20 protein-coding genes are annotated in these 26,134 nt (G+C 59.7%); 10 read left to right on the forward strand and 10 right to left on the reverse strand.

Going from position 1 to position 26,134, the window contains the following annotated elements; genetic code table 11:
* Positions 1-434: 434 nt before the first annotated feature.
* The 3 genes from AB9L16_RS03620 to AB9L16_RS03630 all read left to right on the forward strand — a co-directional run bounded on the left by AB9L16_RS03620 (position 435) and on the right by AB9L16_RS03630 (position 4,445).
* Positions 435-2,018, forward strand: a complete 1,584-nt coding sequence (locus tag AB9L16_RS03620) for a peptide chain release factor 3 (RefSeq protein WP_039759481.1) — start codon at positions 435-437, stop codon at positions 2,016-2,018.
* Positions 2,019-2,840: 822 nt separating this feature from the next.
* Positions 2,841-4,022, forward strand: coding sequence for an MFS transporter (locus AB9L16_RS03625; protein ID WP_375123120.1), 1,182 nt, complete (start codon positions 2,841-2,843; stop codon positions 4,020-4,022).
* A gap of 159 nt (positions 4,023-4,181) precedes the next feature.
* Positions 4,182-4,445 carry a hypothetical protein gene (locus AB9L16_RS03630; protein ID WP_056782908.1) on the forward strand — a complete coding sequence of 88 codons (264 nt, stop codon included), beginning with the start codon at positions 4,182-4,184 and terminating at the stop codon, positions 4,443-4,445.
* 207 nt (positions 4,446-4,652) lie between these two features.
* Here AB9L16_RS03630 and AB9L16_RS03635 read toward each other — a convergent pair whose 3' ends face one another.
* The 8 genes from AB9L16_RS03635 to AB9L16_RS03670 all read right to left on the reverse strand — a co-directional run bounded on the left by AB9L16_RS03635 (position 4,653) and on the right by AB9L16_RS03670 (position 15,429).
* A complete protein-coding gene (locus AB9L16_RS03635; RefSeq protein WP_041477953.1) occupies positions 4,653-5,633 on the reverse strand; it encodes a peptide ABC transporter ATP-binding protein in 981 nt (326 codons plus the stop codon).
* The gene (locus AB9L16_RS03640; RefSeq protein ID WP_016771722.1) at positions 5,633-6,601 is read right to left on the reverse strand and encodes an ABC transporter ATP-binding protein; all 969 of its coding nucleotides are present in this window, start codon (positions 6,599-6,601) and stop codon (positions 5,633-5,635) included. Before AB9L16_RS03640 ends, AB9L16_RS03635 begins: the two co-directional genes overlap by 1 nt.
* A 10-nt stretch (positions 6,602-6,611) precedes the next feature.
* Entirely contained in the window at positions 6,612-7,538 is a 927-nt protein-coding gene (locus tag AB9L16_RS03645) for an ABC transporter permease subunit (protein ID WP_016771721.1), read from the reverse strand.
* A gap of 11 nt (positions 7,539-7,549) precedes the next feature.
* Positions 7,550-8,560, reverse strand: a complete 1,011-nt coding sequence (locus tag AB9L16_RS03650) for an ABC transporter permease subunit (RefSeq protein ID WP_016771720.1) — start codon at positions 8,558-8,560, stop codon at positions 7,550-7,552.
* Between the two features lie 73 nt (positions 8,561-8,633).
* Entirely contained in the window at positions 8,634-10,229 is a 1,596-nt protein-coding gene (locus AB9L16_RS03655) for an ABC transporter substrate-binding protein (protein ID WP_136491939.1), read from the reverse strand.
* A 77-nt stretch (positions 10,230-10,306) separates the two neighbouring features.
* Positions 10,307-11,725: an OprD family porin gene (locus tag AB9L16_RS03660; protein WP_041477955.1), complete on the reverse strand. Its 1,419-nt coding sequence runs from the start codon at positions 11,723-11,725 to the stop codon at positions 10,307-10,309.
* Positions 11,726-11,901: 176 nt separating this feature from the next.
* Complete coding sequence (locus AB9L16_RS03665; protein ID WP_041477956.1) at positions 11,902-13,500, reverse strand: ABC transporter substrate-binding protein; 1,599 nt, start codon at positions 13,498-13,500, stop codon at positions 11,902-11,904.
* A 303-nt stretch (positions 13,501-13,803) separates the two neighbouring features.
* A complete protein-coding gene (locus tag AB9L16_RS03670) occupies positions 13,804-15,429 on the reverse strand; it encodes an ABC transporter substrate-binding protein (RefSeq protein WP_375123121.1) in 1,626 nt (541 codons plus the stop codon).
* 1,265 nt (positions 15,430-16,694) lie between these two features.
* Here AB9L16_RS03670 and AB9L16_RS03675 point away from each other — a divergent pair.
* On the forward strand, positions 16,695-17,057 hold the full coding sequence (locus tag AB9L16_RS03675) for a DUF6124 family protein (RefSeq protein ID WP_252885364.1): 363 nt from the start codon (positions 16,695-16,697) through the stop codon (positions 17,055-17,057).
* A 197-nt stretch (positions 17,058-17,254) separates the two neighbouring features.
* Here the strand turns inward: AB9L16_RS03675 and AB9L16_RS03680 are convergent, their stop codons facing one another.
* Complete coding sequence (locus tag AB9L16_RS03680; RefSeq protein ID WP_122707553.1) at positions 17,255-17,971, reverse strand: SIMPL domain-containing protein; 717 nt, start codon at positions 17,969-17,971, stop codon at positions 17,255-17,257.
* Positions 17,972-18,380: 409 nt separating this feature from the next.
* On the opposite strand from AB9L16_RS03680, the gene AB9L16_RS03685 reads away from it, so the two are divergent.
* From AB9L16_RS03685 to AB9L16_RS03700, 4 genes are all read left to right on the forward strand, one after another.
* Positions 18,381-19,643 carry an ATP-binding protein gene (locus AB9L16_RS03685; RefSeq protein WP_016771713.1) on the forward strand — a complete coding sequence of 421 codons (1,263 nt, stop codon included), beginning with the start codon at positions 18,381-18,383 and terminating at the stop codon, positions 19,641-19,643.
* Positions 19,636-20,196: a response regulator transcription factor gene (locus tag AB9L16_RS03690; protein WP_003221630.1), complete on the forward strand. Its 561-nt coding sequence runs from the start codon at positions 19,636-19,638 to the stop codon at positions 20,194-20,196. The genes AB9L16_RS03685 and AB9L16_RS03690 overlap by 8 nt, the downstream gene beginning before the upstream one ends.
* A 96-nt stretch (positions 20,197-20,292) precedes the next feature.
* On the forward strand, positions 20,293-22,020 hold the full coding sequence (locus tag AB9L16_RS03695; protein WP_375123122.1) for an ABC transporter ATP-binding protein/permease: 1,728 nt from the start codon (positions 20,293-20,295) through the stop codon (positions 22,018-22,020).
* Positions 22,021-22,206: 186 nt separating this feature from the next.
* Entirely contained in the window at positions 22,207-22,956 is a 750-nt protein-coding gene (locus AB9L16_RS03700) for a FadR/GntR family transcriptional regulator (protein ID WP_177327011.1), read from the forward strand.
* A gap of 3 nt (positions 22,957-22,959) precedes the next feature.
* On the opposite strand, the gene AB9L16_RS03705 is transcribed toward AB9L16_RS03700, so the two are convergent.
* Positions 22,960-23,340 (reverse strand): hypothetical protein, encoded by a 381-nt coding sequence (locus tag AB9L16_RS03705; protein WP_056782919.1) that lies wholly within the window; start codon positions 23,338-23,340, stop codon positions 22,960-22,962.
* 298 nt (positions 23,341-23,638) lie between these two features.
* Between AB9L16_RS03705 and kdgD the strand changes: the two genes are divergently transcribed.
* Positions 23,639-24,550, forward strand: coding sequence for a 5-dehydro-4-deoxyglucarate dehydratase (kdgD, locus tag AB9L16_RS03710; protein ID WP_016771708.1), 912 nt, complete (start codon positions 23,639-23,641; stop codon positions 24,548-24,550).
* A 71-nt stretch (positions 24,551-24,621) separates the two neighbouring features.
* Positions 24,622-26,067 carry an aldehyde dehydrogenase family protein gene (locus tag AB9L16_RS03715; RefSeq protein WP_375123123.1) on the forward strand — a complete coding sequence of 482 codons (1,446 nt, stop codon included), beginning with the start codon at positions 24,622-24,624 and terminating at the stop codon, positions 26,065-26,067.
* Positions 26,068-26,134: the final 67 nt, after the last annotated feature.

Raw genomic sequence — 26,134 nt, forward strand, 5'->3', positions numbered from 1 at the left:
GCGGATAGCCACAGGCGGACTCCTTTTTTTGTAGTCGGCGAGCGCTGCTCCGCGTGGCAAGCCATTCCTGGCTGCCGGAGTCAGCGTTCGCGAAAAGTAGCCGTTTTTCAGAGCCGGCAAAGCGGTCTGAAAGCGAGCCATGAGCGCAGCCTCGTCAGGCTAACTTGCTGATTTTTCAGCCCCTGACGAAAGTTCGTAACAGGGGATGGACGTCTCCGTGCTTTAAAAGGTTCCCACGTTAGACACTATTTGGCCACCCTGTTGGAGCTGCCGAAGGCTGCGATCTTTTGACTTTGCTGCTGAAAACAAGATCAAAAGATCGCAGCCTTCGGCAGCTCCTACGGGGTTTTGCGCGGCCGAGGGACGGTGGTTTGGCGATCACTTTTTAAGCTATACTCGCCGCCCTTTTTTGAATCACCGCCAGGCGATTTCCCATGACCCAACAGGCCGCCGAAGTCGCGAAACGCCGCACTTTCGCCATTATTTCCCACCCCGATGCCGGTAAAACCACAATCACCGAAAAGCTCCTGTTGATGGGCAAGGCGATTGCAGTGGCCGGTACGGTGAAATCCCGCAAATCCGATCGCCATGCGACATCCGACTGGATGGAGATGGAGAAGCAGCGGGGTATTTCCATTACCACGTCGGTCATGCAGTTCCCCTATCGCGAACACATGATCAACCTGCTCGACACCCCGGGCCACGAAGACTTCTCCGAAGACACCTACCGCACCCTGACAGCGGTGGACTCGGCCTTGATGGTGCTCGACGGCGGTAAGGGCGTAGAGCCACGGACCATTGCGCTGATGGACGTCTGCCGTCTGCGTGACACGCCGATCGTCAGCTTCATCAACAAACTCGACCGTGACATCCGCGACCCGATCGAACTGCTCGACGAGATCGAAGCCGTTCTGAAGATCAAGGCTGCGCCGATCACCTGGCCGATCGGTTGCTACCGCGATTTCAAGGGCGTGTATCACCTGGCCGACGACTACATCATTGTCTACACCGCCGGTCACGGTCACGAGCGTACCGAAACCAAGATCATCGAAAAACTCGACTCCGACGAGGCGCGCGCGCATCTGGGCGACGAGTACGATCGTTTCATCGAGCAGCTGGAACTGGTGCAGGGCGCCTGTCACGAATTCAACCAGCAGGAATTCCTCGACGGCCAACTGACCCCGGTGTTCTTCGGTACGGCGCTGGGCAACTTCGGTGTCGACCATGTGCTCGATGCTGTCGTCGATTGGGCGCCGCGTCCGCTGGCCCGTGTGGCCAATGAGCGTACCGTCGAGCCGGTGGAAGAGAAGTTCTCGGGCTTCATCTTCAAGATCCAGGCGAACATGGACCCGAAACACCGCGACCGCATCGCCTTCATGCGTATCTGCTCCGGCAAGTACGAAAAAGGCATGAAGATGCGCCACGTGCGCACCGGCAAGGACGTGCGCATCGGCGACGCCCTGACGTTCTTCTCCTCCGAGCGTGAACAGCTCGAAGAAGCCTACGCTGGCGACATCATCGGTCTGCACAACCACGGCACGATCCAGATCGGTGACACCTTCAGCGAAGGCGAAGTCCTTGGTTTCACCGGTATTCCGCACTTCGCCCCGGAACTGTTCCGTCGCGTGCGTCTGCGTGATCCGCTGAAGTCCAAGCAGTTGCGTCAGGGCCTGCAGCAGTTGGCGGAAGAGGGCGCGACGCAGGTGTTCTTCCCGGAGCGCAGCAACGACATCATTCTTGGTGCCGTCGGTGTGCTGCAGTTCGATGTGGTCGCCAGCCGTTTGAAAGAGGAATACAAGGTCGAGTGCTCGTATGAGCCGATCACTGTGTATTCGGCGCGCTGGATCGAGTGCGACGACAAGAAGAAGCTTGAGGAGTTTTCCAACAAGGCGGTGGAGAATCTCGCGCTCGATGGCGGTGGTCACCTGACTTACCTGGCGCCGACGCGGGTGAATCTGGCGTTGATGGAAGAGCGCTGGCCGGATGTGAAATTCCGCGCGACGCGGGAGCATCATTAAGGTTTGAGGTGTTTTTCTGAAAGCCCCTGAGGTGTAGGCCTTGGGGGCTTTTTTATGGGCTGCCGCTTTTGGTCTTGGCGGCCGTTGGGCCGACCAGGCTGTTGGGGTTTTGGGTGAATATCCGTTGCTGCGGGGGCTGCGGCTGGCGGTTTCGCCCTTACGGCGACTTACTTTTTTACAAGCGCCTAAAAAAGTAAGCAAAAAACGCTTGCTCCTGCGTTCGGCCCTCGCAGGCTCGGGTTCCTTCGTTTCGGGACTGATCCGGGCGCAGCGGCTCCGGTTTGCTTCGCTGCACCTCCTTCCGCTGTGTTCGACTTCGTCGAACGGTCGCTGCGCTCCCACGCCCGGATCAATCCCTCCACTCAGCCTTCCGACGTCGCCCGTGGATCAAAAGCAAGATCAAAGGCACTCGAGCTTGCGCTCATTGTTTTGAGTGGCGAGAAGCGTGTGGTCTGCTTTGGATCTGTGTTGGATTCGCCCCTCATCGGAACGCCGCCCGCCCAGCCCTCTCCCGAGGGAGAGGGGGCCGATTGATGATCTGTTCAAATCCCGAGTTCGGCTCGGTATTTCAGGTCGGCGTACCTTGCCCAAGCGACCCGGTCAGTCCCCTCTCCCTCCGGGAGAGGGTTAGGGTGAGGGGCTTTTGATCTTTAACGCCGCGTGAAAAATCAAGTTGAATCCGGGCGCGGCGATTTTTCCGTAAGGCGTTTTCCCTCTACGTCGTAGCCATGCTCTGCTTTTACTTCCGCTGACCTCACCCCCACGACATTCCAATCCAAGCCGTCTACTGTTCATCAAACCCTCGCGCCCATCGGACGTTACATGCTCAAAGGACTGACCCAACTCCTGCGCCCCAACGGCTATTTCACCCCCATGGCCTGGGTCCTCGCGGCTCTGTTGTTCATCAACCGCCTCAGCGCCATGGTCAAGTTGTTCATGGCGCTGTACCTGCGTCAGGAACTGGGGCTGGCGATTGAAACCGTCGGCTGGTTGCTGTCGGCCTATGGCGCTGGGTTGCTGGTCGGTTCGATGCTCGGTGGCTGGCTCAGTGATCACGTGCGCACGGCGCGGTTGACGGCGGCGCTGTTTTTCGTTTCGGTGTGGGTGCTGATGCTGTTGGGGCTGGTGACGCAGGTGCCGTGGCTGGCCGCTTTGTTGTTGCTCAGCGGTGTCATCGACGGCGCGATTCGGACGTTGCATCAGCGGCTGATCATGGAGTATTGCGAAGTCGCGCAACGCTCGCGTGCGCAGGCCCTGAGTCGGGTCGCGCGTAATCTCGGCATGGCCGCTGCCGGGGTGGCGGGTGGGGTGTTGGCGCAAGCGGATTTTCGTTGGGTGTTTTTTGCCAGTGCGGCGATGACGATGCTGGCGTTGCTGTGGTTCGTGCGCACAACGTGGCGGCGGCCGGTGCTGGTGGTTGGAGACGAATCCGCCGATGGCTCGAGCGTGCCGCTTCGCGACAAGCCGTTCCTCTGGTTGCTGGCGGCGACGGCCGTGCTCGGCATCGCGTTCGACACGGTCTACAGCACGCTGGGCAATTATCTGCGTGATTACTACCACCTGAGCACAGAGGCGATCGGCTGGCAGTTCGGGCTCAATGCGCTGTTGGTGATCGCTTTACAAATCCCGCTATCGCACTCGGTCGAACGCTGGGGCTCGCGTTGGCAGATGCTCGTTGGCAGTGTCCTGTTGGCCTGTGGGATGGGCATGTTGCCGTTCGGTTCCGGCTTGGCTTTTGTCTGTCTGTCGACGCTGATCTGGACGCTGGGCGAGGCGCTGTTCATGCCGCCACTGAATGTGCTGGCGATGCACTTTGCGCAGAGCGGCAAGAGCGGTCAGTACTTCGGGCTGTTCTTCATGAGCTGGAGTGCCAGCGCGCTGTTGTCGCCGGTGCTCAGCAGTCAGCTGTATGGCCAGTTTGGCGGGCACAGTGTGTGGCAGATGAGCGCGCTGCTGGTGTTGATCTCCATTCCACTGACCTGGCAGGCCACGCGAGGCGCTTAGCTGTTTCGGTTATCGGGGTTATTCGAAAGCAATCTGGCGGTCGATGGCATTTCTGCCTGCGCGGTCGCGTCCTAAGTGGTGAGCCGGTCGGATCGCAACTAGATTTCACTCGGAGCCAGTCCGGCAAGCATGTCTTAGCGCAACAGGATGGAGTCGGCCATGAAAAGCAGATTGCTACGGGTTTTGATGTTGTTGAAAGTGATGGTGATGCTATCCCTCGGCACCGCAACGGCGTGGGCCGAGTGCGAGGATCACGAATCTCAGGCGTTCAATGGGCAGGTCGGGCATAGCGGGCTGATGCTTGCCAAATCCGAGTCGGAGCCGGGGGATATGAATCAGGGTGGCAGCGCCGAAGATGATGACTCGACGACCGACGAGCCGGACACCGATGATCCGGGTGACGAAGGCGATAGCCAGACATAGATCGCCGGCCAAAGAAAAACCCCTTCTGCCTCGACTGATGCGCAATTGAGGTGGAAGGGGTTTTGTTATCGCGTGAACTCTTGAATCAACACGAATTCCCTGTGGGAGCGAGCCTGCTCGCGAAAGCGGTTAATCAGTCACCGATGATATTGACCGAAATGACGCCTTCGCGAGCAGGCTCGCTCCCACATGAGATATTTCGTGGGCCTACGCCGCGCCGTCGAGAAACTGCTCGGCGTAGTGGCAGGCCACCTGCCGATTATCCAGCTCACGCAACAGCGGTTCTTCCGTGCTGCAGCGTTCGGTCGCGTACGGGCAGCGCTTGTGGAAAGCGCAGCCCGGTGGCGGGTTCAGCGGGTTGGGCAGTTCGCCGACGATTTTGATTTTCGGCTTGTTCGGGTCCGGGTGAATGGTCGGGGTCGCCGACAACAGCGCCTGGGTGTACGGGTGCAGCGGGCGTTCGTAGATGTCGTTCTTCGGACCCAATTCCACCGGGCGGCCGAGGTACATCACCATCACGTCATCGGCCACGTGCTGCACCACCGCGAGGTTGTGCGAGATGAACACGTAGGCGGTGTTGAACTCCTGCTGCAAATCCATGAACAGGTTCAGCACTTGGGCCTGAATCGATACGTCCAGTGCCGAAGTCGGTTCGTCCGCGACCAGCACTTTCGGTTGCAGCATCATTGCCCGCGCCAGAGCGATACGCTGGCGCTGACCGCCGGAGAACATGTGCGGATAGCGCTGGTAATGCTCGGGCCGCAAGCCGACCTGCTTCATCATCGCCTGGACTTTCTCGCGACGTTCGCTGGCCGACAGCTTGGTGTTGATCAGCAGCGGCTCGGCCAGTTGGTCACCGATTTTCTGCCGTGGATTCAACGATGCGTACGGGCTCTGGAACACCATCTGCACGTCTTTGCGCAGTTGCTTGCGCTCGGCCTTGTCGGCGCCGGCGACTTCCTGGCCGGCGATCTGCAGCGAGCCCGACGACGGCTCTTCGATCAGCGTCAGGGCGCGGGCGAGGGTGGATTTGCCGCAGCCCGACTCACCCACTACGGCGAGGGTCTTGCCGGCTTCCAGTTCGAACGACACGCCGTTGAGCGCGCGCACGGTGGCGTGGCCCTTGAACAGGCCACGGGAGACTTCGTAGTGACGGGTCAGGTCGCGGGCGGTAAGTACGACGGCCATTACGCCACCTCCTGGTTCAGCGGGTAGAAGCAGCGGGCGAGGCTGTTGGCTTTCGGATCAAGGCCCGGACGCTGGGTGCGGCAGTTGTCCTGCACGTACGGGCAGCGCGGCGACAGCAGGCACCCCTGCGGACGGTCGTAGCGGCCCGGGACGATGCCCGGCAGGGTCGACAGGCGTGAGGCGCCGAGGCTGTGCTCGGGAATCGCCTTGAGCAGCGCTTCGCTGTACGGGTGCGCCGGGATGTCGAACAGTTGCGGCACCTGACCGACTTCCACGGCTTGACCGGCGTACATCACGCAGACGCGCTGGGCAGTTTCCGCCACGACCGCGAGGTCGTGAGTGATCAGCACCAGGCCCATGTTCTGTTCTTTCTGCAACGCCAGCAGCAGATCCATGATCTGCGCCTGAATCGTCACGTCCAGCGCGGTGGTCGGTTCGTCGGCGATCAACAGTTTCGGCTCGCCGGCAATCGCCATGGCGATCGCAACACGCTGGCTCATACCGCCAGACAGTTGATGCGGGTAAGCGTCCATACGGCTGGCGGCGCCCGGGATCTCGACTTTTTCCAGCAGTTCGATGGCACGCTTGCGCGCTTGCTTGCCGGACATTTTCAGGTGCAGGCGCAGCACTTCCTCGATCTGGAAACCGACGGTGTAGCTCGGGTTCAGTGCGGTCATCGGGTCCTGGAAGACCATCGACAGATCTTTGCCGACGATCTGCCGACGCTGACGGTTGCTCAGCTTGAGCATGTCCTTGCCGTCGAAGCTGAGCGAGTCAGCGGTGACGATGCCGGGATGCTCGATCAGGCCCATCAGCGCCATCATGGTCACGGATTTACCCGAACCCGACTCGCCAACGATGGCCAATACTTCGCCTTTGTCGACCTTCAGGTCGAGGCCGTCGACCACCGGGGTCGCGGTCTTGTCGCCGAAGCGGACGTTGAGATTCTTGATTTCTAGCAGTGACATTTGAATCTCCTCAGGCGGCGTTCTTGAGTTTCGGGTCCAGCGCATCGCGCAGGCCGTCGCCCATCAAGTTGATTGCCAGCACGCTGAGCAAAATGGTCAGACCAGGCAGGCTCACCACCCACCAGGCGCGTTCGATGTAGTCGCGGGCCGAGGCCAGCATGGTGCCCCACTCAGGGGTTGGCGGTTGTACGCCGAGGCCGAGGAAGCCCAGTGCGGCGGCATCGAGAATCGCCGAAGAGAAGCTCAGGGTTGCCTGCACGATCAGCGGCGCCATGCAGTTGGGCAGCACGGTGATGAACATCAGGCGCGGCAGACCGGCACCGGCCAGACGCGCGGCGGTGACGTAGTCGCGGTTCAGTTCGCCCATGACGGCGGCACGGGTCAGACGCACGTAGGACGGCAGGGAAACCACGGCAATCGCGATCACGGTGTTGATCAGGCCAGGGCCGAGGATGGCGACGATTGCCACGGCCAGCAGCAGCGACGGCAGGGCCAGCATGATGTCCATCAGACGCATGATGGTCGGGCCGACCACTTTCGGGAAGAAACCGGCAAACAGACCCAGCAGGATCCCCGGAATCAGCGACATTACCACCGACGACAAGCCGATCAGCAGCGACAGGCGCGAGCCCTGGATCAGGCGCGACAGCAGGTCACGGCCGAGTTCGTCGGTGCCGAGCAGGAACTGCATCTGCCCGCCTTCGAGCCACGCCGGCGGCGTCAGCAGGAAGTCACGGTATTGCTCGCTCGGGTTATGCGGCGCGACCCACGGCGCGAAGATCGCGCAGAAGATGATCAGCAGCATGAACAGCAGGCCGGCAACGGCGCCCTTGTTCTTCGAGAACGCTTGCCAGAATTCTTTGTACGGCGACGGGTACAGCAGGCTTTGATCCACGGCGGACGTGGCGGTGGCTACTGAGGATGTTGGAGTGCTCATGGGTATTGACCTCAGCGCTGATGACGGATGCGTGGGTTGGCAAAGCCGTAGAGGATGTCCACTACGAAGTTGACCAGAATCACCAGGCAGGCGATTAACAGGATGCCGTTTTGCACCACCGGATAGTCCCGGGCGCCGATGGCTTCGATCAGCCATTTACCGATGCCGGGCCAGGAGAAGATGGTTTCGGTCAGGACCGCACCGGCCAGCAAAGTACCGACTTGCAGACCTACAACCGTCAGCACCGGAATCAGTGCGTTGCGCAGACCATGCACGAACACCACGCGCGACGGCGACAGGCCTTTGGCCTTGGCGGTGCGGATGTAGTCTTCGCGCAGCACTTCGAGCATCGACGAACGGGTCATCCGCGCGATTACCGCCAGCGGAATGGTGCCGAGCACGATGGCCGGCAGGATCAGGTGATGGAGGGCGTCGAAGAACGCGCCGACGTCATCGGCCAGCAGCGTGTCGATCAGCATGAAGCCGGTTTTCGGCTCGATGTCATACAGCAGGTCGATGCGCCCGGAGACCGGGGTCCAGCCCAGGCTCACCGAGAAGAACATGATCAGGATCAGGCCCCACCAGAAGATCGGCATCGAATAGCCCGCGAGGGAGATGCCCATCACCCCGTGGTCGAACAGCGATCCTCGTTTGAGTGCCGCGATCACCCCGGCCAGAAGCCCGAGGATGCCAGCGAACAGCAGGGCGGCCATGGACAGTTCCAGGGTCGCCGGGAAAAGAGAGGTGAACTCGGTCCACACGCTTTCACGGGTACGCAACGACTCACCGAGATCGCCCTGGGCCAGTTTGCCGATGTAGTCCAGATACTGGGCATACAGCGGCTTGTTCAGCCCCAGGCGTTCCATTGCCTGAGCGTGCATTTCGGGGTCGACCCGACGTTCGCCCATCATCACTTCCACGGGGTCGCCCGGAATCATGCGAATCAACGCGAAAGTCAGCAAGGTGATGCCGAAAAACGTGGGGATCAACAACCCCAGTCGGCGGGCAATAAAACTAAACATCTTGTGTGGTACCTCATCAGCCGGTTAGGCGTGCCCGGTGTTCCATAGGTCAGGAGCACCGGGCGTTTCTTATCTACTTCACCTGGGTGGTGGCGAAGTTATTAGTGGTGAGAGGGCTGATGTGGTAGCCCTCTACATTGTTGCGCATTGCAGTGAACATCCGAGTATGGGCCATGCTGATCCATGGCTGGTCCTGATTAAACAGCACTTGAGCCTGTTCGTAGAGCGCGGCGCGTTCGGCCGGATCTACTTTAGCCCGCGCTTCATCCAGCAGTGCCTGGAATTTCTCGTTGCACCAGCGTGCGTAGTTTTCGCCGTTCTTGGCGGCCTCGCAACTGAGCATAGGCGTCAGGAAGTTATCCGGGTCGCCGTTGTCGCCCGCCCATCCGGCCGAGACCATGTCGTGCTCGCCGGCCTTGGCGCGCTTGAGCATTTCGCCCCATTCCATCACGCGGATGTCGATCTTGATCCCGACTTTCGCCAGGTCAGCCTGCATCATCTGCGCACCGAGCATCGGGTTGGGGTTGGTCGGACCGCCGCCGTTGCGGGTGAACAGTGTGAAAGTGGTGCCTTCCGGAACCCCGGCTTCCTTGAGCAGGGCGCGTGCCTTGTCGAGGTCGCGTGGCGGGTTTTTCAGATCATGGTTGTAGCCGAGCAGGGTCGGCGGGTACGGGTTGACCGCCACCGACGCGTTGCCCTTGCCGAACAGCGCGTTGACGTAGGCTTCCTTGTCGAACGCGATGTCGATGGCTTTGCGCACGCGTACGTCGCTCATGTACTTGTGCTGGGTGTTCATGGCGATGTACGAAACGGTCATCGCGTCCAGCTCGTCGACTTTCAGGTTGCTGTCTTTCTTGATGCTCGGGATGTCATCCGGTTTCGGATACAGCGCGACCTGGCACTCGTTGGCCTTGAGCTTTTGCAGGCGCACGTTGTTGTCGGTGGCGATCGCCAGGATCAACGCGTCGGCCGGTGGCTTGCCACGGAAATAATCCGGGTTGGCCTTGAAGCGCACCTGCGCATCCTTGGCGTAGCGCTGGAAGATAAACGGGCCGGTGCCGATCGGCTTGTTGTTAAGATCGCCGGTCTTGTTGGCCTTGAGCAACTGGTCGGCGTACTCGGCCGGGTAGATCGACGAGAAGGCCATGGCGATGTCGGCCAGGAACGGCGCTTCGCGACGGGTCAGGGTGAACTTGACCGTATTGTCGTCGACTTTTTCTACGCTTTTGAGCAGTTCCTTGAAGCCCATGCTTTCAAAGTACGGGAAGCCCACGCTCGACAGTTTGTGCCACGGGTGATTCGGGTCCAGCTGACGCTGGAAGCTCCAGACCACGTCGTCGGCATTCATGTCGCGGGTCGGCTTGAAATATTCGGTGGTGTGAAACTTGACGCCTTTGCGCAGGTGGAACGTGTAGGTCAGGCCGTCTTCGCTGATGTCCCAGGACTCGGCGAGCGCCGGGATCACTTCGGTGGTGCCGGGCTTGAAATCGGCCAGGCGATTGAAGATGGTTTCGGCCACAGCGTCCGCCGTGACTGCAGTTGTGTACTGGACCATATCGAAGCCTTCCGGGCTGGCTTCGGTGCAGACCACCAAGGGTTTGGCCGAGGCGCCGACAGCGACACTCAGCAACGCAGCCGCGATGGCCGCACGTAGGGGAAGCATTTTCATCGATAACCCTCTGCAATCGGTTGAAGACAGAAAACCGAACGGCCGACTCATCATGAGTCAGCCGTCGGTTGGCGTTTTTACAGAATGTTGAACGGGATGGTGGTTACGAGACGGAACTCGTTGATGCTGCCATCCAGCTGATTATCACTGGCACGGTGCGCAGTGTAGGTGGCGCGGATGGCCGTGGCTTTGAGCGGACCACTTTGAACCGCGTAAGCAGCACCGATTCCGTATTCGTAGTGGTGTTCGCCATCCATCGCCAGCACGCTGTCATAAGCGCCGCCTTTATAGTGGGTACCGTCGATGCCCCAACCACGAGCGCTGTAGACGTTGAACTTCAAGCCAGGCACGCCATATTCAGCCATGTTCAGACCGTAAGCGACTTGGAAGGATTTCTCGTTCGGGCCGTTGAAGTCCGAGAGCAGGGAGTTGGCCAGGTAAATACCGTTGGTTTCGTGCAGGTAGTCGAAGTACTCGTTGCCGTTAATTTCCTGGTACGAGAACGTCAGGCTATGGGCCTGGTGAGTCAGACCCAGGGACAGCGAGTACGTATCGTTGTCGATGTCACCCAGCTTGGCTTTACCTTCATCCACGGTCTTGTAGTAGTTCAGGCCGGTGGTCAGGCTCAGAATCTGGCTGTCGCCCAGTTCGTGGGTGGCGCCGAAGTAGTACTGTTTCCACATGTCTTCAGCTTGAGTGGCCCACAAGCTGGTTTTCAGGCTGGCAAACGGCTGATAGGAAATACCAGCGGTGTTGACGTGATCAATTTCAATGATCGAATCAGCGTATTCGGAACGGAACTTGCGCTGGCTTTCTTCTGTACGCGGCGAGTTCTGATCGAACGTCGCGATGTCGAAGGTCAGGTTTTCCAGCTCTTCACTGTGCAGACTGACGCCTTGAAAGCTCGAAGGCAGGGGACGGTTGCCGATCACGTCAACCATCGGGCTGCTGAAGTTTTGGCGGCCAGCGGTCAGGGTGGTATTGGAAACCCGAGCTTTGACGTTAGCCAAGCCCAGTTTGCTCCATTGGCCTTCAGCGTCACCCCCGTTACGGGTCAGTGTACGGTTGTTGCCTGGGCGCTCGAGACCGGCTTCCGGAGCGCCGCCGTTGCCGGATGCAAGGTTTTTGCGGTCACGCTCCAGCGCAATGGCGTTGTACAGCGCAACTTCGGTGCTGATACCGACAGTACCTTCGGTGAACCCGGAGTTGTACTTGATGATGGTCCCCTGTACCCAGTTGATGCGGCGATCAGTGGTTTGCAGCGTGTCGTTATGTTTATAGCGGAATTTGGCGCCACGCTTGAGTTCTTCGTTGGCGTACCAGTTACGCGTCGATCCAGTAATCGACTGACCTTCCAGAAAGCCGGTGGCCTCAGCTTGGGCGCTTTTGGTGTTGACGGTCACCGGGGTGAACGCCTGGCTCTGGGTTTCCGCATAAGCCGTGGCGGTGATGCTGCTGATGGCCAAGGCCAGTATCGCGGTGCTGCTCAGTTTCATGGGTGAAGCTCCTTTACTTTCTTTTTATCCCGGCTTTTTTTGGTATGCCGGTTATTGGTTTAGAACTCGTTCACACATCGCAAACGTTTGCAAAAAGCCGGATTGGCGAATTTAGGCAAAGCGCTTGCGTGAGGGGAGTAGACGGCTCCCCTCAGCATTGCGGCTAATCGGTTGGTTTAATCGATACTGACACCCGAGAACACGTTGCGGCCGAACGGGCTGACTTTGAATCCTTCGACCCGGGTGCTTAACGGCTGGTTGACCGTCGAGTGGGCGACAGGCGTGATCGGCACTTGCTGTTTAAGCAATTGCTGGGCCTGTTTATAAAGCACGGTGCGCTGGTCGCGGTCGGTGACGACCTTGGCCTGTTTGATCAGCTTGTCGTAAGCCGGATCGCACCACATGGAGTAGTTGTTGCCGCCGATGGCGTCACAGCTGTACAGCGTGCCCAGCCAGTTGTCCGGATCCCCATTGTCACCGGTCCAGCCGATCAGGCTGACGTCGTGCTCGCCGTTCTTGGTGCGCTTGATGTACTCGCCCCATTCGTAACTGACGATCTTCACTTTCAGACCGATCTTGGCCCAGTCGGACTGGAGCATTTCGGCCATCAGTTTGGCGTTCGGGTTGTACGGACGCTGCACCGGCATTGCCCACAGGGTGATCTCGGTGCCTTCTTTCACCCCGGCAGCCTTGAGCAGTTCCTTGGCTTTTTCCGGGTTGTAGGCGGCGTCCTTGATGGTGTCGTCGTAGGACCACTGGGTCGGTGGCATGGCGTTGACGGCCAGTTGGCCGGCGCCTTGATAAACAGCGTTGAGAATTCCCTGTTTATTCACCGCCATGTCCAGCGCCTGACGCACTTCCAGTTGATCGAACGGCTTGTGGCGCACGTTGTAGGCGATGTAGCCGAGGTTGAAGCCCGGCTTGGAAATCAGTTGCAATTTCGGGTCGGCCTTCAGCGCTTCAACATCGGCAGGGCGCGGGTGCAGGGTGATCTGGCACTCGTTGGCCTTGAGCTTCTGCACACGTACCGAAGCGTCGGTGTTGATCGCGAAAATCAGGTTCTTCAGCTTGACCCGGCTCGGATCCCAGTACTGCGGGTTACCGGTGTAACGGATATTCGAGTCTTTCTGGTAGCTCTTGAACACGAACGGCCCGGTGCCGATCGGCTTCTGGTTGATGTCGCTCGGCTTGCCGTCGGCCAGCAGCTTGTCGGCGTATTCGGCAGACAGAATGGCGGCGAAGCTCATGGCGATGTTCTGGATGAACGCGGCGTCAACACTGTTGAGCGTGAACTCCACGGTCAGCGGTCCGGTCTTCTCGACCTTGGCGATGTTCTTGTTCAGGCTCATCCCGTTGAAGTACGGAAACTCGGTGGGATAGGCCTTGCGGAACGGCTGTTGCGCATCGAGCATGCGATTGAACGTGAACAGCACGTCGTCGGCGTTGAAATCGCGGCTCGGCTTGAAGTAAGGGGTTGTGTGAAATTTCACGCCTTCACGCAGGTGAAAGGTGTATTTCAGGCCATCTTCGGAAATGTCCCACTTGGTTGCCAGACCGGGTACGACATTGGTCGCGCCTTTTTCGAACTCCACCAGGCGGTTGTACAGCGGCTCGGCGGCGTCGTTGTCGGTGGCCGTCGTGTATTGCGCGGTATCGAAACCCGCCGGGCTGCCTTCCGAGCAGAACACCAGGCTGTCGCTGGCGGCGTAGCTTGCAGACGTGGCGGCCAACAGGCCGGCGCCCAACAGTGCGGAAAAAACCAAGGTATGGCGCATGACGCTCCCTCTTTTTTTAGTGTTATGCAATGCACCTGGATCCCGATCCCGGGACTTTCTGGTCGCATTGAGCTCAATCCAAATACGTACGGCAAAACCGGTGGCCCACGCAGACACTGGTCAGTACGCGACGGTAGGCACCGTGCCTCTGGCAGTAAATACGTAATTGCCTTAATGCTCGTAGGAAAAGTCGACGCGCCTATACCGAAGCAATCATCTGCGGCGGATTTGGGTGTAGGACTTTTCCTTTTTTCCCGGTAGATAAAGCAACGGCGACGTCAGAAACGCCGCCGTTGCAATGTCTTACTTGCTGACGCTGACGCCGTAGAAGGAATTCAGGCCAAATGGGCTGATCTTGAAATCCTGCACGTTGGCGCGCATGGGTTGATACACCGTCGAGTGAGCGATAGGTGTCATTGGAACTGCATCTTTGAGAACGTGTTGCGCCTGTTTGTACAGCTCGGTGCGCTTGCCCTGGTCGGTAGTGCGTTTGGCTTCTTTCACCAGGCCGTCGAACTTCTTGTCGCACCACTTGGAGAAGTTGTTGCCGCTCAGCGAGTCGCAGCCAAACAGAACGTTGAGCCAGTTGTCCGGATCACCATTGTCACCGCTCCAGCCAATGATCATGGCCTGGTTCTCGCCACCTTTGGAGCGCTTGATGTACTCGCCCCACTCGTAGCTGGTGATCTTCACTTTCAAGCCGATCTTGGCCCAGTCGGACTGGAGCATTTCAGCCATCAGTTTGGCGTTCGGGTTGTACGGACGCTGCACCGGCATCGCCCACAGGACGATCTCGGTACCTTCCTTGACGCCGGCTTCCTTGAGCAGCTGTTTGGCTTTCTCAGGGTCGTACTTGGCATCCTTGATGGTGGTGTCGTAGGACCACTGGGTCGGCGGCATGGCGTTGACGGCCAGTTGGCCCGCGCCCTGGTAAACCGAATCGATGATCTGCGGCTTGTTCACGGCCATGTCCAGCGCCTGACGCACGCGCAGGTCAGCCAGCGGGTTGGCCTCGTTGCTGCCCTTGACCTTGTCCATCACGTTGTAGGCGATGTAGCCCAGGTTGAAGCCGGCCTGATCCGGCATCTTCAGCGACTTGTCTTCTTTCAGCGCTTTCAGATCGGCCGGACGCGGGAACAGGGTGACCTGGCACTCGTTCTTTTTCAGCTTCTGGATACGCACCGACGGGTCGGTGGTGATGGCGAAGATCAGGTTGTCGATCTTCACGTCTTCAGGTTTCCAGTAATCCTTGTTGCCGGTGTAACGGATGTTCGAGTCTTTCTGGTAGCTCTTGAACACGAACGGACCAGTGCCGACCGGCTTCTGGTTGATGTCGGCGGCTTTGCCATCCTTGAGCAGTTGGGCCGCGTATTCGGCGGACTGCACGGACGCGAAGCTCATGGCCATGTTCTGGATGAACGCGGCGTCGACTTCTTTCAGGGTGAACTTGACGGTGTGGTCGTCGACTTTATCGATCTTGGTGATGTTGGTATCCATCCCCATGTCGGTGAAGTACGGGAATTCGGTCGGGTACGCCTTACGGAACGGGTCATCCTTGTTAATCATGCGATTGAAGGTGAACAGCACGTCGTCGGCGTTGAACTCACGAGTCGGCTTGAAATACGGGGTGGTGTGAAACTTGACGCCTTCACGCAGGTGGAAGGTGTAAGTCAGGCCATCATCGGAAATGTCCCACTTGGTCGCCAGGCCAGGAATCACGGCGGTGCCGCCGCGCTCGAACTGGGTCAGGCGGTTGAACATGGTTTCGGCTGAGGCGTCGAAGTCGGTTCCGGTGGTGTACTGGCCTGGATCAAAACCGGCCGGGCTCCCTTCGGAGCAGAACACCAGGTTAGTCGCAGCGGTGGCGAAAGGTGCGGAGGCTAACAAGCCTGCGCCGACTAGAAACGGAATGACCGCGTGTTTAAGCATGTTGGCCTCATGATTTGTTGTCATTTTTTAGTTGTGAGGTACGACCTCGTGAGTCGTGCCTGCGGATACTTATGCAGGCCCCATACCCAATGCAAGATCCAGAGCGGTCGGCGGCGTTAAACGGTGGCACGAACGTACCTTAATGTCGCATCCGTATAACTTTTGACGCATTTGACCGTTTGCGGGTGGTTTTTGCGGTGCATTCGGGGCACTGAAATGGTGCGCTGCAGGTGTCGGGTGCGCTTGGGTGGGGCTTGGTGTTACTTATTTATACCCTTTGGGATGGGCGGGGTTGAGGGGTTTTTGGGCTGGGCTTGGGTGGGGTGGATTGGGGCAGGGATTGGGGAGTTTTACTTGGTGCAACTGGGTGTTTCGATTGGTGGCACCTTGGCGGCCTTTGGGCCGACCAGGCTCTTGGGTTTTGGGTGTATATCCGTTTCTGCGGGTGTTGCGGATTGCGGTTCCGCCCTGACGGCGGGTCACCTTTTTCAAACGCCAAAAAGGTAACCGAAAAGGCTTGCTCCTGCGTTCGGCCCTCGCAGGCTCGGGTTCCTTCGCTGCGGGACTGATCCGGGCGCAGCGGCTCCGGTTTGCTTCGCTGCACCTCCTTCCGCTGTGTTCGACTTCGTCGAACGGTCGCTGCGCTCCCACACCCGGATCAATCCCTCCACTCAGCCTTCCGACGTCGCCGGTGGATCAAGATCAAGAGCAGGCGAGCTGACACTCGGCCTATTGAGTGGTGAAGAGCGGGTGTTCGGCGTTATTTTTGTTGTGGATTTGCCCCTCACCTCAGCCCTCTCCCCGAGGAGAAGGGGCTGATTTGTGTGCTTTTCAAATCCTGAGTTCAACTCGGAGTTTCGCGTTGGCGTATCTCCCCCAAACACCTCGGTCAGTCCCCTCTCCCTCTGGGAGAGGGTTAGGGTGAGGGTTTGCTTTTTGGCTGTTTAAATCCGCTGCGAAACAGCCAGAACCTTCCCACAAGGTTTTCAGGTTGTCCGTCGGACGTCCGCTCTCTAGGCTTGGGTCGTCGCTGGTTGTTCAGCGATCGGGTGTGAGAACCCGACATTCATAGTCATTCAGTGCCCAGATCCGCATAATTGCCGCCAGCAAGTTTGCTGCCTGCAAGTGCGTTATGGCGGCTCTGTGCGGGCGGGCCTATGTCCGGCCGGGTGCCTATGACCGGTTTTCTCACCCCGCACAAAGCTGCCACCTCTTCGTCGTGTGAGAAACGGCATCGAGATGGCTCAACCTCATAGGTGAAGCGCATGAGCAAACCAGTCCCCGACCCACCCGAAGAAACCTCAACCCCCCTTGAAGCCGCGCTGCGTGCCGACGATCTCGCGAAGAACCGCGAAGCCATCAAGCGTGCCCTCGATTTCTATCTCTGCCCGCCACCCGGCAAACCCCATTCACCCGGCACGATGTTTCTGATCCGGCCCGACATCGACACCGAAAGCCTGCTGGCTCACGCCTGTGAGTCCCTTGCTTCAGCCAATACGCTGGCCAGCGATTTCGCCGATCAGCTCGGTCGTCCGCAGCGCAATACGGCGCTGGCGATTCAGCAGATCATCATGCTGGCGGAGCTGGCGGTGAATCGGGCGCTGGATCGGGTTGATCCGCGTACGTAATCAGTCAGGGCCACCGCGTTATCGTTTTTCGCGGGCAAGCCCGCTCCCACAGGGTTATATGCGATTTTCAAAACACTACAAAACCTGTGGGAGCTGGCTTGCCAGCGATAGCGGTGGATCATTCACTACAAAACCCGGGCACAAAAAAAACGGCAACCATTGACTGATTGCCGGTCCTTCATTCAGCCAAGCTCAAATCACTGCATCAACACTTCAATCGAGCCATCAGCGGTCATGCTGACCTGGCTGGTGCCGGCTTCGACTTCCGGCGTGACTGGCGCGGAATCCATGGCTGCGGCTTTCATCATCATCGGCGCGCGCAGGTACGGTTGTGGGTAACCGTTGCTGTTGAGGTTCAGGTTGACGATTTTGTAGCCCTTGCCGCCCAGGGCGTCGGTGGCCAGTTGGGCGCGGGTCTTGAAGGCGGTGACGGCTTCTTTGAGCAACTGGTCTTCGCTGGCCTTGCGGGTCGGGTCGGCGATGGCGAAGTCCATGCCGCCCATTTTCAGGTCGGTCAGCAACTCGCCGGTGAGTTTGGACAGGGCGGCGAAGTCGGTGCTTTCCAGGCGCAGTTCGGCGCGTTCGCGCCAGCCGGTGATCTTCTGGCCTTTGGTGTCGTAGATCGGATAGCTGTTGCGGCTGCCCGTGCGCAGGGTGATGTCTTTGACTTGTTTGGCCTGGGCGGTGGCCTTGTTCATGGTGGTGCTGATGGCGGCGGCGAGTTTGGCCGGGTCGGTGTTCTGCTCTTCGGTGTAGAGCGTCACGATCATCTGGTCGCGGGCCACTTCCTGGCTGACTTCGGCGCGCAGGGAAATCTGGTTGTAGTGCAGCTCATCGGCGGCCAGAACCGGGAGGCTGGCGACGCTGCCGACGGTCAGGGCGAGGAGGGCGGCGCTGCGGCGAAATGTGTGCATGAAGGCTCCTTGAATGAGGCGCAGGTGATGGGTCGCGGCCTGCGTGAACCATCAGACTCTAACTTCTATGATCCGGTTCGCCCAGTTACAACTTCTATACAGATACCTGCGCGCAGTGGGGAGTGCTTCTGTGGCGAGGGGATTTATCCCCGTTCGGCTGCGCAGCAGTCGCAAATCCGGCTGATGCGGTATGTCTGGTTAAATGAGGTCGCATGACTTGGGGCGGCTCCGCCACCCAGCGGGGATAAATCCCCTCGCCACAATGATCTCCAATAGCCCTCGGAATTTTCTTCAACTCAGATGAATTCTTCATCGTCGCCATGTGGTCGTTTGCCGCACTTTCGCCTCTGAACCCCGCGGCTTGGTTATACTCCGTGCGATCCGCCTGGAGCGCTCATCAGGAGAGCTCATGCTCGCCCCCGTACAACTGACTTCCGCCACTCGCCAGAACCTCTGGCGGCTGACTTTCATCCGCACCCTGGTGCTCGCCGCGCAGGCCGGCTCCGTTGGCTTGGCCTACTGGCTGCAATTGTTGCCGTTGCCGTGGGTGCAACTGGCGATGACCCTGGGCTGCTCGATTCTGCTCTGCGTGTTCACTGCCGTGCGCCTGCGCACATCGTGGCCGGTGACCGAGCTCGAATACGCGCTGCAACTGGCTTGCGATCTGGTGATTCACAGTGCGCTGCTGTATTTCTCCGGCGGTTCGACCAACCCCTTTGTATCCTATTATCTGGTGCCGTTGACCATCGCGGCGGTGACCTTGCCGTGGCGTTATTCGGTGATTCTGTCGGGCATCGCGCTGGCGCTGTACACGCTGATGCTGACGCGTTTCTATCCGCTGGAAACCCTGCCGGTCGCCCGTGAGAATCTGCAGATCTACGGCATGTGGCTGAGCTTTGCCCTGGCTGCTGCGGTCATCACGTTCTTCGCCGCGCGTATGGCTGAAGAGCTGCGCCGGCAGGAAGAATTGCGCGCGATCCGCCGGGAGGAAGGGCTGCGTGATCAGCAGCTGCTCGCCGTTGCGACCCAGGCCGCCGGTGCGGCGCATGAATTGGGCACACCGCTGGCGACCATGAGCGTGTTGCTCAAGGAAATGCAGCAGGATCACCCCGATGCGTTGCTGCAGGACGATCTGAAAGTGCTGCAGGATCAGGTCAAGCTGTGCAAGGAAACCTTGCAGCAACTGGTCCGCGCCGCCGAGGCCAACCGGCGTCTGGCGGTGGAGATGCAGGATGTCACCGACTGGCTCGACGAAGCGCTGAACCGCTGGCACCTGATGCGCCCGGAAGCCAGTTATCGCTTCCAGCGTCTCGGTCAGGGGGCGGTGCCGCGCATGGCGCCGCCGCCGGATCTGACCCAGGCCTTGCTGAATTTGCTCAACAATGCAGCCGACGCCTGCCCGGAAAATCTCCAGGTGACCCTCGACTGGGACGCAGAGACTTTGACCATCAGCATTCGCGACCACGGCGCCGGTGTGCCGCTGGCCATCGCCGAGCAGATCGGCAAGCCGTTTTTTACCACCAAGGGCAAAGGTTTCGGCCTGGGCCTGTTTTTGAGCAAGGCCAGCGTGACACGCGCCGGCGGCTCAGTGAAACTCTATAGTCATGAGGAAGGCGGCACGCTCACCGAGCTGCGCCTGCCCCACGGCGCCCGAGGAGACCAACATGAGTGACGAAATCCAAGTCGAAGGCGAAGAACTGCCGCATCTGCTGCTGGTCGACGACGACGCGACCTTCACCCGCGTCATGGCCCGCGCCATGGCCCGTCGCGGCTTTCGCGTCAGCACCGCCGGTTCCGCTGAAGAAGGCCTGACCATCGCCCAGGCCGATCTGCCTGATTACGCCGCGCTGGACCTGAAAATGGACGGCGACTCCGGTCTGGTCCTGCTGCCCAAGCTGCTGGAACTCGATCCGGAAATGCGCGTGGTGATTCTCACCGGTTATTCGAGCATTGCCACCGCAGTGGAGGCGATCAAGCGTGGCGCCTGCAACTACCTGTGCAAGCCCGCCGATGCCGACGACGTGCTGGCCGCGCTGCTGTCCGAGCACGCTGACCTCGACAGTCTGGTGCCGGAAAACCCGATGTCGGTCGACCGCCTGCAATGGGAGCACATCCAGCGCGTGCTCACCGAACACGAAGGCAACATTTCCGCCACGGCCCGCGCGCTGGGCATGCACCGCCGCACCTTGCAGCGCAAACTGCAGAAGCGCCCGGTGCGTCGCTGAACCTGCGCTGAACGACTATCGCCAGCCCTCGCGATGAATCGCGCCGATCATCTATGATCGGCGCGTGTCCGTTCTTTTTACTATCGAGCCTTATCCATGAATCAGAACGCTGAATATTCCGCGGTCAACGATGCTGTGCGCGGGCAGTTTTTTCGCAAAGTCTGGGCGATGACCACGCCTTACTGGCGCAGCGAAGAGAAGGGCAAGGCCTGGACGTTGCTGATTGCCGTAATTGCGCTGACGCTGTTCAGCGTAGCGATCTCGGTGTGGATCAACAGTTGGTACAAGGATTTCTACAACGCTTTGCAGAGAAAGGATGAAGCCGCGTTCTGGCAGTTGATTCTGTATTTCTGCGGCATCGCGACGGTGGCGATTCTCGGCGCGGTGTATCGGTTGTATCTGACGCAGATGCTGACGATCCGCTGGCGGGCGTGGCTGACCGAAAAGCACTTCAAGCGCTGGCTGGACCACAAGAATTACTACCAGCTGGAGCAGGGCGGTTATACCGATAACCCCGACCAGCGGATTTCCGAAGACCTCAACACTTACACCGCCAACACCCTGAGCCTGGGCCTCGGGCTGCTGCGCACGATTGTCAGTCTGGTGTCGTTCTCGATCATTTTGTGGGGCGTGTCGGGCAGTATTGAAGTGTTCGGCATCGAGATTCCCGGCTACATGTTCTGGTGCGCGCTGCTGTACGCAGCGGTCGGCAGTTGGTTGACGCATTTGATCGGTCGCCGTCTGATCGGTCTGAACAACAAGCAACAACGCTTCGAAGCAGACCTGCGTTTTTCCATGGTGCGCGTGCGTGAGAATGCGGAAAGCATCGCCTTGTACAACGGCGAACCCAATGAAAACCGCCGCTTGAGTAATCGCTTCGGACTGGTCTGGCACAATTTCTGGGACATCATGCGCGTGTCCAAGCGCCTGACGTTCTTCACCTCCGGCTACGGTCAGATCGCAATCATTTTCCCGTTTGTCGTCGCCGCACCGCGCTATCTGTCCGGCAAGATCGAACTGGGCGAGCTGATGCAAATCAACTCGGCGTTCGGCAACGTGCAGGAGAATTTCAGCTGGTTCATCACCGCCTACTCGGATCTCGCCGCGTGGCGCGCCACCTGTGATCGTTTGCTGAGTTTCCGTCAGGCCATGAGCGACAACGAACAACGCACCCCGGCCATCGACGTGCAGAACCAGGGCAGTGAGTTGCAGGTTCACAACCTCGGCCTGGATCTGGCCGATGGTCGTCACCTGCTGACCGACGCCGACATGACCGTTGAACCGGGTGAGCGCGTGATGCTCAGCGGCCGTTCCGGCAGCGGCAAGTCGACACTGCTGCGAGCGATGGGGCATTTGTGGCCGGCGGGGCACGGCAATATTCGTTTGCCGGCGGCGCGTTATCTGTTCCTGCCGCAGAAGCCTTATCTGCCGATCGGCACATTGCGTGAAGCGTTGAGTTATCCACAACCGGGCGACACCTACGCGCCGGAACGTTATGCACAGGTGCTGGAAACTTGCCGTCTGCCACACCTGGTCGGGCGGCTGGATGAAGCCAATCACTGGCAACGCATGCTCTCGCCGGGTGAGCAGCAACGCCTGGCCTTCGCCCGCGCGCTTCTCTACGCACCGCAATGGCTGTACATGGACGAGGCTACATCGGCGATGGATGAAGAGGACGAGGCGACCTTGTATCAGGCGTTGATCGATGAGATTCCGGGGCTGAGCATTGTCAGCGTCGGTCACCGAAGCAGTTTGAAACGATTCCATCCACGGCACGTGCGGATCGACAGCGGTCGTCTGGTCGAACAGGCCATGACTGTCTGAACACCCACCTGTGGGAGCGAGCCTGCTCGCGAAGGGGTCATATCGGTCGACGAATCTGTCGTCTGAACCACCGCTTTCGCGAGCAGGCTCGCTCCCACAGTGGGGCAATGTGATCTGCCCGGTGATCGTACAACCCGCTTGAGCTATGATGGCGCCAAGCCGAACTTTCGAGACAAGATGCAGACCATGGAAAAGCTGATCGACACCCCGCGCCTCCCCCGCAAGCGCCGCAGCCTCGCCCAGGAATTGGTGACGGTGTTGAGCGAGCAGATCCGCGATGGCCTGCTCAAGCGTGGCGACAAGTTGCCCACCGAGTCGGCGATCATGGAAGCCCATGGCGTCAGCCGCACCGTGGTCCGCGAGGCAATTTCCCGTCTGCAGGCCGCCGGCCAGGTAGAAACCCGCCACGGCATCGGCACCTTTGTTCTCGATACGCCGAGCCCGAGCGGTTTCCGCATTGATCCGGCCACCGTTGTCACCCTGCGTGACGTGCTGGCGATTCTCGAATTGCGCATCAGCCTCGAAGTCGAATCCGCTGGCCTTGCCGCGCAACGCCGCAGCCCCGAGCAACTGGCAACCATGCGCGCCGCCCTCGACGCCTTGAACGAAAGCGCGTCCCATGCCAGCGATGCGGTGTCGTCGGACTTCGCTTTCCACCTGGAAATCGCCCTGTCCACCGGCAACCGCTACTTCACCGACATCATGACGCACCTGGGCACCAGCATCATTCCACGTACGCGGCTGAACTCGGCGCGGCTGGCCCACGATGATCAACAGCACTACATGAGCCGCCTGAGCCGCGAGCACGAGGAAATCTACGACGCGATTGCCCGTCAGGACTCCGATGCCGCGCGTGCGGCGATGCGTCTGCACCTGACCAATAGCCGTGAAAGACTGCGCCAGGCTCATGAAGAGGCGCAGGCGCAGCGAAGCTGAGTCTTACGCCTCTATGCGCATTCGCAGCGGCAGCGAATACGGCTCCATGCTCGACTCATCGCGAAACTTGTAACGCAGCTCCACCTCGCGGTTCAGGTACGGTTGCAATGCCTCTTTCGGCAGCTGCACCTCGATGTCGAGCAACTTTTCCATTTCATCCTCGGCGTCGTCCCAGGCGCCAGTGTCCACCTCATCACCTTCCCATTCAGGTTCCTCGGCATCGCTGCCGAGGACCGCGTAGACGCTCCAGTTTGCTGCGAAATCGCTGGAATCCGGGACCTGCACGGTGAGGATGTCCGGCAATTGCGAGAGCTGAAGCGTCACGCAATCGTCTTGCGCTGGGGCGACGTGGGTGAGGGTGGGGGCGGCAAAATGCATCGACATAGCGGCTTCCTTTGAGTGGTCCGCCACGATCCTTCGTGGCAGTCGACGTACTTTACGAGCCGCAGGTCGCTACAGAATTAAACGAATCCAGACCGGATATTTCAGCCTTCGAAAGCGTCAAGCACGAGCCTTGTAGCCATTTCATAAAGCGCAAAAGCCAATCTTGTCCGACAAAAAAGCCCTGCCAACGATGAAATGCAGTTGACGGTTATTTTTTAAGTTGTACGATGACCTACAACTTCGGCGAAGGCTGAACGGTCCACTCACAATAAAACGTTGCTACCAGGGTGTTCGAATAATGAATCCACAAGAACTGAAGTCCATCCTCTCTGCCGGCCTGCTGTCTTTCCCGGTGACCGATTTCAACGCGCAGGGCGATTTCAACCGCGCGGGCTACATCAAACGCCTGGAATGGCTGGCTCCGTATGGCGCTTCGGCTCTGTTCGCCGCCGGCGGCACCGGTGAGTTCTTCTCCCTGGCCGCCAGCGAATACTCGGAAATCATCAAGACTGCCGTCGACACCTGCGCAACCAGCGTGCCGATCCTGGCCGGCGTCGGTGGTTCGACCCGCCAGGCCATCGAATACGCTCAGGAAGCCGAGCGTCTGGGCGCCAAAGGCCTGCTGCTGCTGCCGCACTACCTGACCGAAGCGAGCCAGGACGGTGTTGCCGCCCACGTTGAAGCCGTGTGCAAATCGGTGAAGATCGGTGTGGTCGTCTACAATCGCAACGTTTGCCGCCTCAACGCGCCGCTGCTGGAACGTCTGGCCGAGCGCTGCCCGAACCTGATCGGCTACAAGGATGGCCTGGGCGATATCGAGTTGATGGTGTCGATCCGTCGCCGCCTCGGTGATCGCTTCAGCTACCTGGGTGGTCTGCCGACCGCCGAAGTCTACGCCGCTGCCTACAAGGCGTTGGGCGTGCCGGTCTACTCCTCGGCGGTGTTCAACTTCATCCCGAAAACCGCGATGGACTTCTACCACGCGATCGCTCGCGAAGATCACGCCACCGTCGGCAAGATCATCGACGACTTCTTCCTGCCGTACCTGGACATCCGCAACCGCAAGGCCGGTTATGCCGTGAGCATCGTCAAGGCAGGTGCAAAAATCGCCGGCTATGACGCAGGTCCGGTGCGTGCGCCGCTGACCGACCTGACCGGCGAAGAGTATGAAATGCTCGCCGCGCTGATCGACAAGCAAGGCGCGCAATAAACGAGAAAAGCGAGGCCGCTGAGTAATCAGCGGCTTTTTGCGTGAAGGCTTTTAGAGTTGAGGGCTGCCCTGTGACAACTGCAAAACGCTACGACAACTACATCAATGGCGAATGGGTCGCCGGTGCCGATTATTCGGCCAACATCAACCCGTCCGAACTCAGCGACACCATCGGCGACTACGCCAAGGCTGACCTGACCCAGGTCAACGCCGCCATCGACGCTGCCCGCGCTGCGTTCCCGGCGTACTCCACGTCGGGCATTCAGGCCCGTCACGATTCGCTGGATAAAGTCGGCAGCGAGATCCTCGCCCGTCGCGAAGAGCTCGGCACGCTGTTGGCCCGTGAAGAGGGCAAGACCCTGCCGGAAGCGATCGGTGAAGTGACCCGCGCCGGCAATATTTTCAAGTTCTTCGCCGGTGAATGCCTGCGCCTGTCCGGTGACTACGTGCCGTCGGTTCGCCCGGGCGTCAACGTCGAAGTCACCCGCGAAGCGCTGGGCGTGGTCGGTCTGATCACCCCGTGGAACTTCCCGATTGCCATCCCGGCGTGGAAAATTGCTCCGGCCCTGGCCTATGGCAACTGCGTCGTACTCAAGCCTGCCGATCTGGTGCCGGGCTGCGCCTGGGCGCTGGCCGAAATTATTTCCCGCGCGGGCTTCCCGGCCGGTGTGTTCAACCTGGTAATGGGCAGCGGTCGCGTGGTTGGCGAGGCGTTGGTCAACAGCCCGAAAGTCGACGGCATCAGCTTCACCGGTTCGGTGGGCGTTGGCCGCCAGATCGCCGTCAACTGCGTTTCGCGCCAGGCCAAGGTGCAGCTGGAAATGGGCGGCAAGAACCCGCAGATCATTCTCGACGACGCCGACCTCAAGCAAGCGGTCGAGCTGTCGGTGCAGAGCGCGTTCTACTCCACCGGCCAGCGCTGCACAGCATCGAGCCGTCTGATCGTCACCGCCGGCATTCACGACAAGTTCGTTGAAGCGATGGCCGAGCGCATGAAGTCGATCAAGGTCGGCCACGCGCTGAAAGCCGGCACCGACATAGGTCCGGTGGTTTCCCAGGCGCAGCTTGAACAGGACATGAAGTACATCGACATCGGCCAGTCCGAAGGTGCACGTCTGGTCAGCGGCGGCAGTGTGGTGACTTGCGACACCGAGGGCTATTTCCTCGCGCCAACCCTGTTTGCCGACAGCGAAGCGTCGATGCGCATCAGCCGCGAAGAGATCTTCGGCCCGGTGGCCAACATTGTTCGTGTGGCCGATTACGAAGCTGCGCTGGCAATGGCCAACGACACCGAATTCGGCTTGTCGGCCGGCATCGCCACCACCTCGCTGAAGTACGCCAACCACTTCAAGCGCTACTCCCAGGCCGGGATGGTGATGGTCAACCTGCCGACCGCCGGTGTGGATTACCACGTACCGTTCGGCGGGCGTAAAGGCTCGTCCTACGGCTCCCGTGAGCAGGGCCGCTATGCACAAGAGTTCTACACGGTCGTGAAGACTGCCTACATCGGTTCCTGATACATGCAATACCTGTGGGAGCTGGCTTGCCAGCGATTCAGGCAACGCGGTGCTGCAGGCACGCCGC

It is taken from the genome of Pseudomonas sp. LW8, assembly GCF_041956865.1.
GTDB lineage: Bacteria > Pseudomonadota > Gammaproteobacteria > Pseudomonadales > Pseudomonadaceae > Aquipseudomonas > Aquipseudomonas siliginis.

Excerpts from the sequence above, each read along its gene's own strand:
- AB9L16_RS03620 (WP_039759481.1), top strand. The coding sequence starts at position 435 with ATGACCCAACAGGCCGCCGAAGTCGCGAAACGCCGCACTTTCGCCATT.
- AB9L16_RS03625 (WP_375123120.1), top strand. The coding sequence starts at position 2,841 with ATGCTCAAAGGACTGACCCAACTCCTGCGCCCCAACGGCTATTTCACC.
- AB9L16_RS03630 (WP_056782908.1), top strand. The coding sequence starts at position 4,182 with ATGAAAAGCAGATTGCTACGGGTTTTGATGTTGTTGAAAGTGATGGTG.
- AB9L16_RS03635 (WP_041477953.1), bottom strand. The coding sequence starts at position 5,633 with ATGGCCGTCGTACTTACCGCCCGCGACCTGACCCGTCACTACGAAGTC.
- AB9L16_RS03640 (WP_016771722.1), bottom strand. The coding sequence starts at position 6,601 with ATGTCACTGCTAGAAATCAAGAATCTCAACGTCCGCTTCGGCGACAAG.
- AB9L16_RS03645 (WP_016771721.1), bottom strand. The coding sequence starts at position 7,538 with ATGAGCACTCCAACATCCTCAGTAGCCACCGCCACGTCCGCCGTGGAT.
- AB9L16_RS03650 (WP_016771720.1), bottom strand. The coding sequence starts at position 8,560 with ATGTTTAGTTTTATTGCCCGCCGACTGGGGTTGTTGATCCCCACGTTT.
- AB9L16_RS03655 (WP_136491939.1), bottom strand. The coding sequence starts at position 10,229 with ATGAAAATGCTTCCCCTACGTGCGGCCATCGCGGCTGCGTTGCTGAGT.
- AB9L16_RS03660 (WP_041477955.1), bottom strand. The coding sequence starts at position 11,725 with ATGAAACTGAGCAGCACCGCGATACTGGCCTTGGCCATCAGCAGCATC.
- AB9L16_RS03665 (WP_041477956.1), bottom strand. The coding sequence starts at position 13,500 with ATGCGCCATACCTTGGTTTTTTCCGCACTGTTGGGCGCCGGCCTGTTG.
- AB9L16_RS03670 (WP_375123121.1), bottom strand. The coding sequence starts at position 15,429 with ATGCTTAAACACGCGGTCATTCCGTTTCTAGTCGGCGCAGGCTTGTTA.
- AB9L16_RS03675 (WP_252885364.1), top strand. The coding sequence starts at position 16,695 with ATGAGCAAACCAGTCCCCGACCCACCCGAAGAAACCTCAACCCCCCTT.
- AB9L16_RS03680 (WP_122707553.1), bottom strand. The coding sequence starts at position 17,971 with ATGCACACATTTCGCCGCAGCGCCGCCCTCCTCGCCCTGACCGTCGGC.
- AB9L16_RS03685 (WP_016771713.1), top strand. The coding sequence starts at position 18,381 with ATGCTCGCCCCCGTACAACTGACTTCCGCCACTCGCCAGAACCTCTGG.
- AB9L16_RS03690 (WP_003221630.1), top strand. The coding sequence starts at position 19,636 with ATGAGTGACGAAATCCAAGTCGAAGGCGAAGAACTGCCGCATCTGCTG.
- AB9L16_RS03695 (WP_375123122.1), top strand. The coding sequence starts at position 20,293 with ATGAATCAGAACGCTGAATATTCCGCGGTCAACGATGCTGTGCGCGGG.
- AB9L16_RS03700 (WP_177327011.1), top strand. The coding sequence starts at position 22,207 with ATGGAAAAGCTGATCGACACCCCGCGCCTCCCCCGCAAGCGCCGCAGC.
- AB9L16_RS03705 (WP_056782919.1), bottom strand. The coding sequence starts at position 23,340 with ATGTCGATGCATTTTGCCGCCCCCACCCTCACCCACGTCGCCCCAGCG.
- kdgD (WP_016771708.1), top strand. The coding sequence starts at position 23,639 with ATGAATCCACAAGAACTGAAGTCCATCCTCTCTGCCGGCCTGCTGTCT.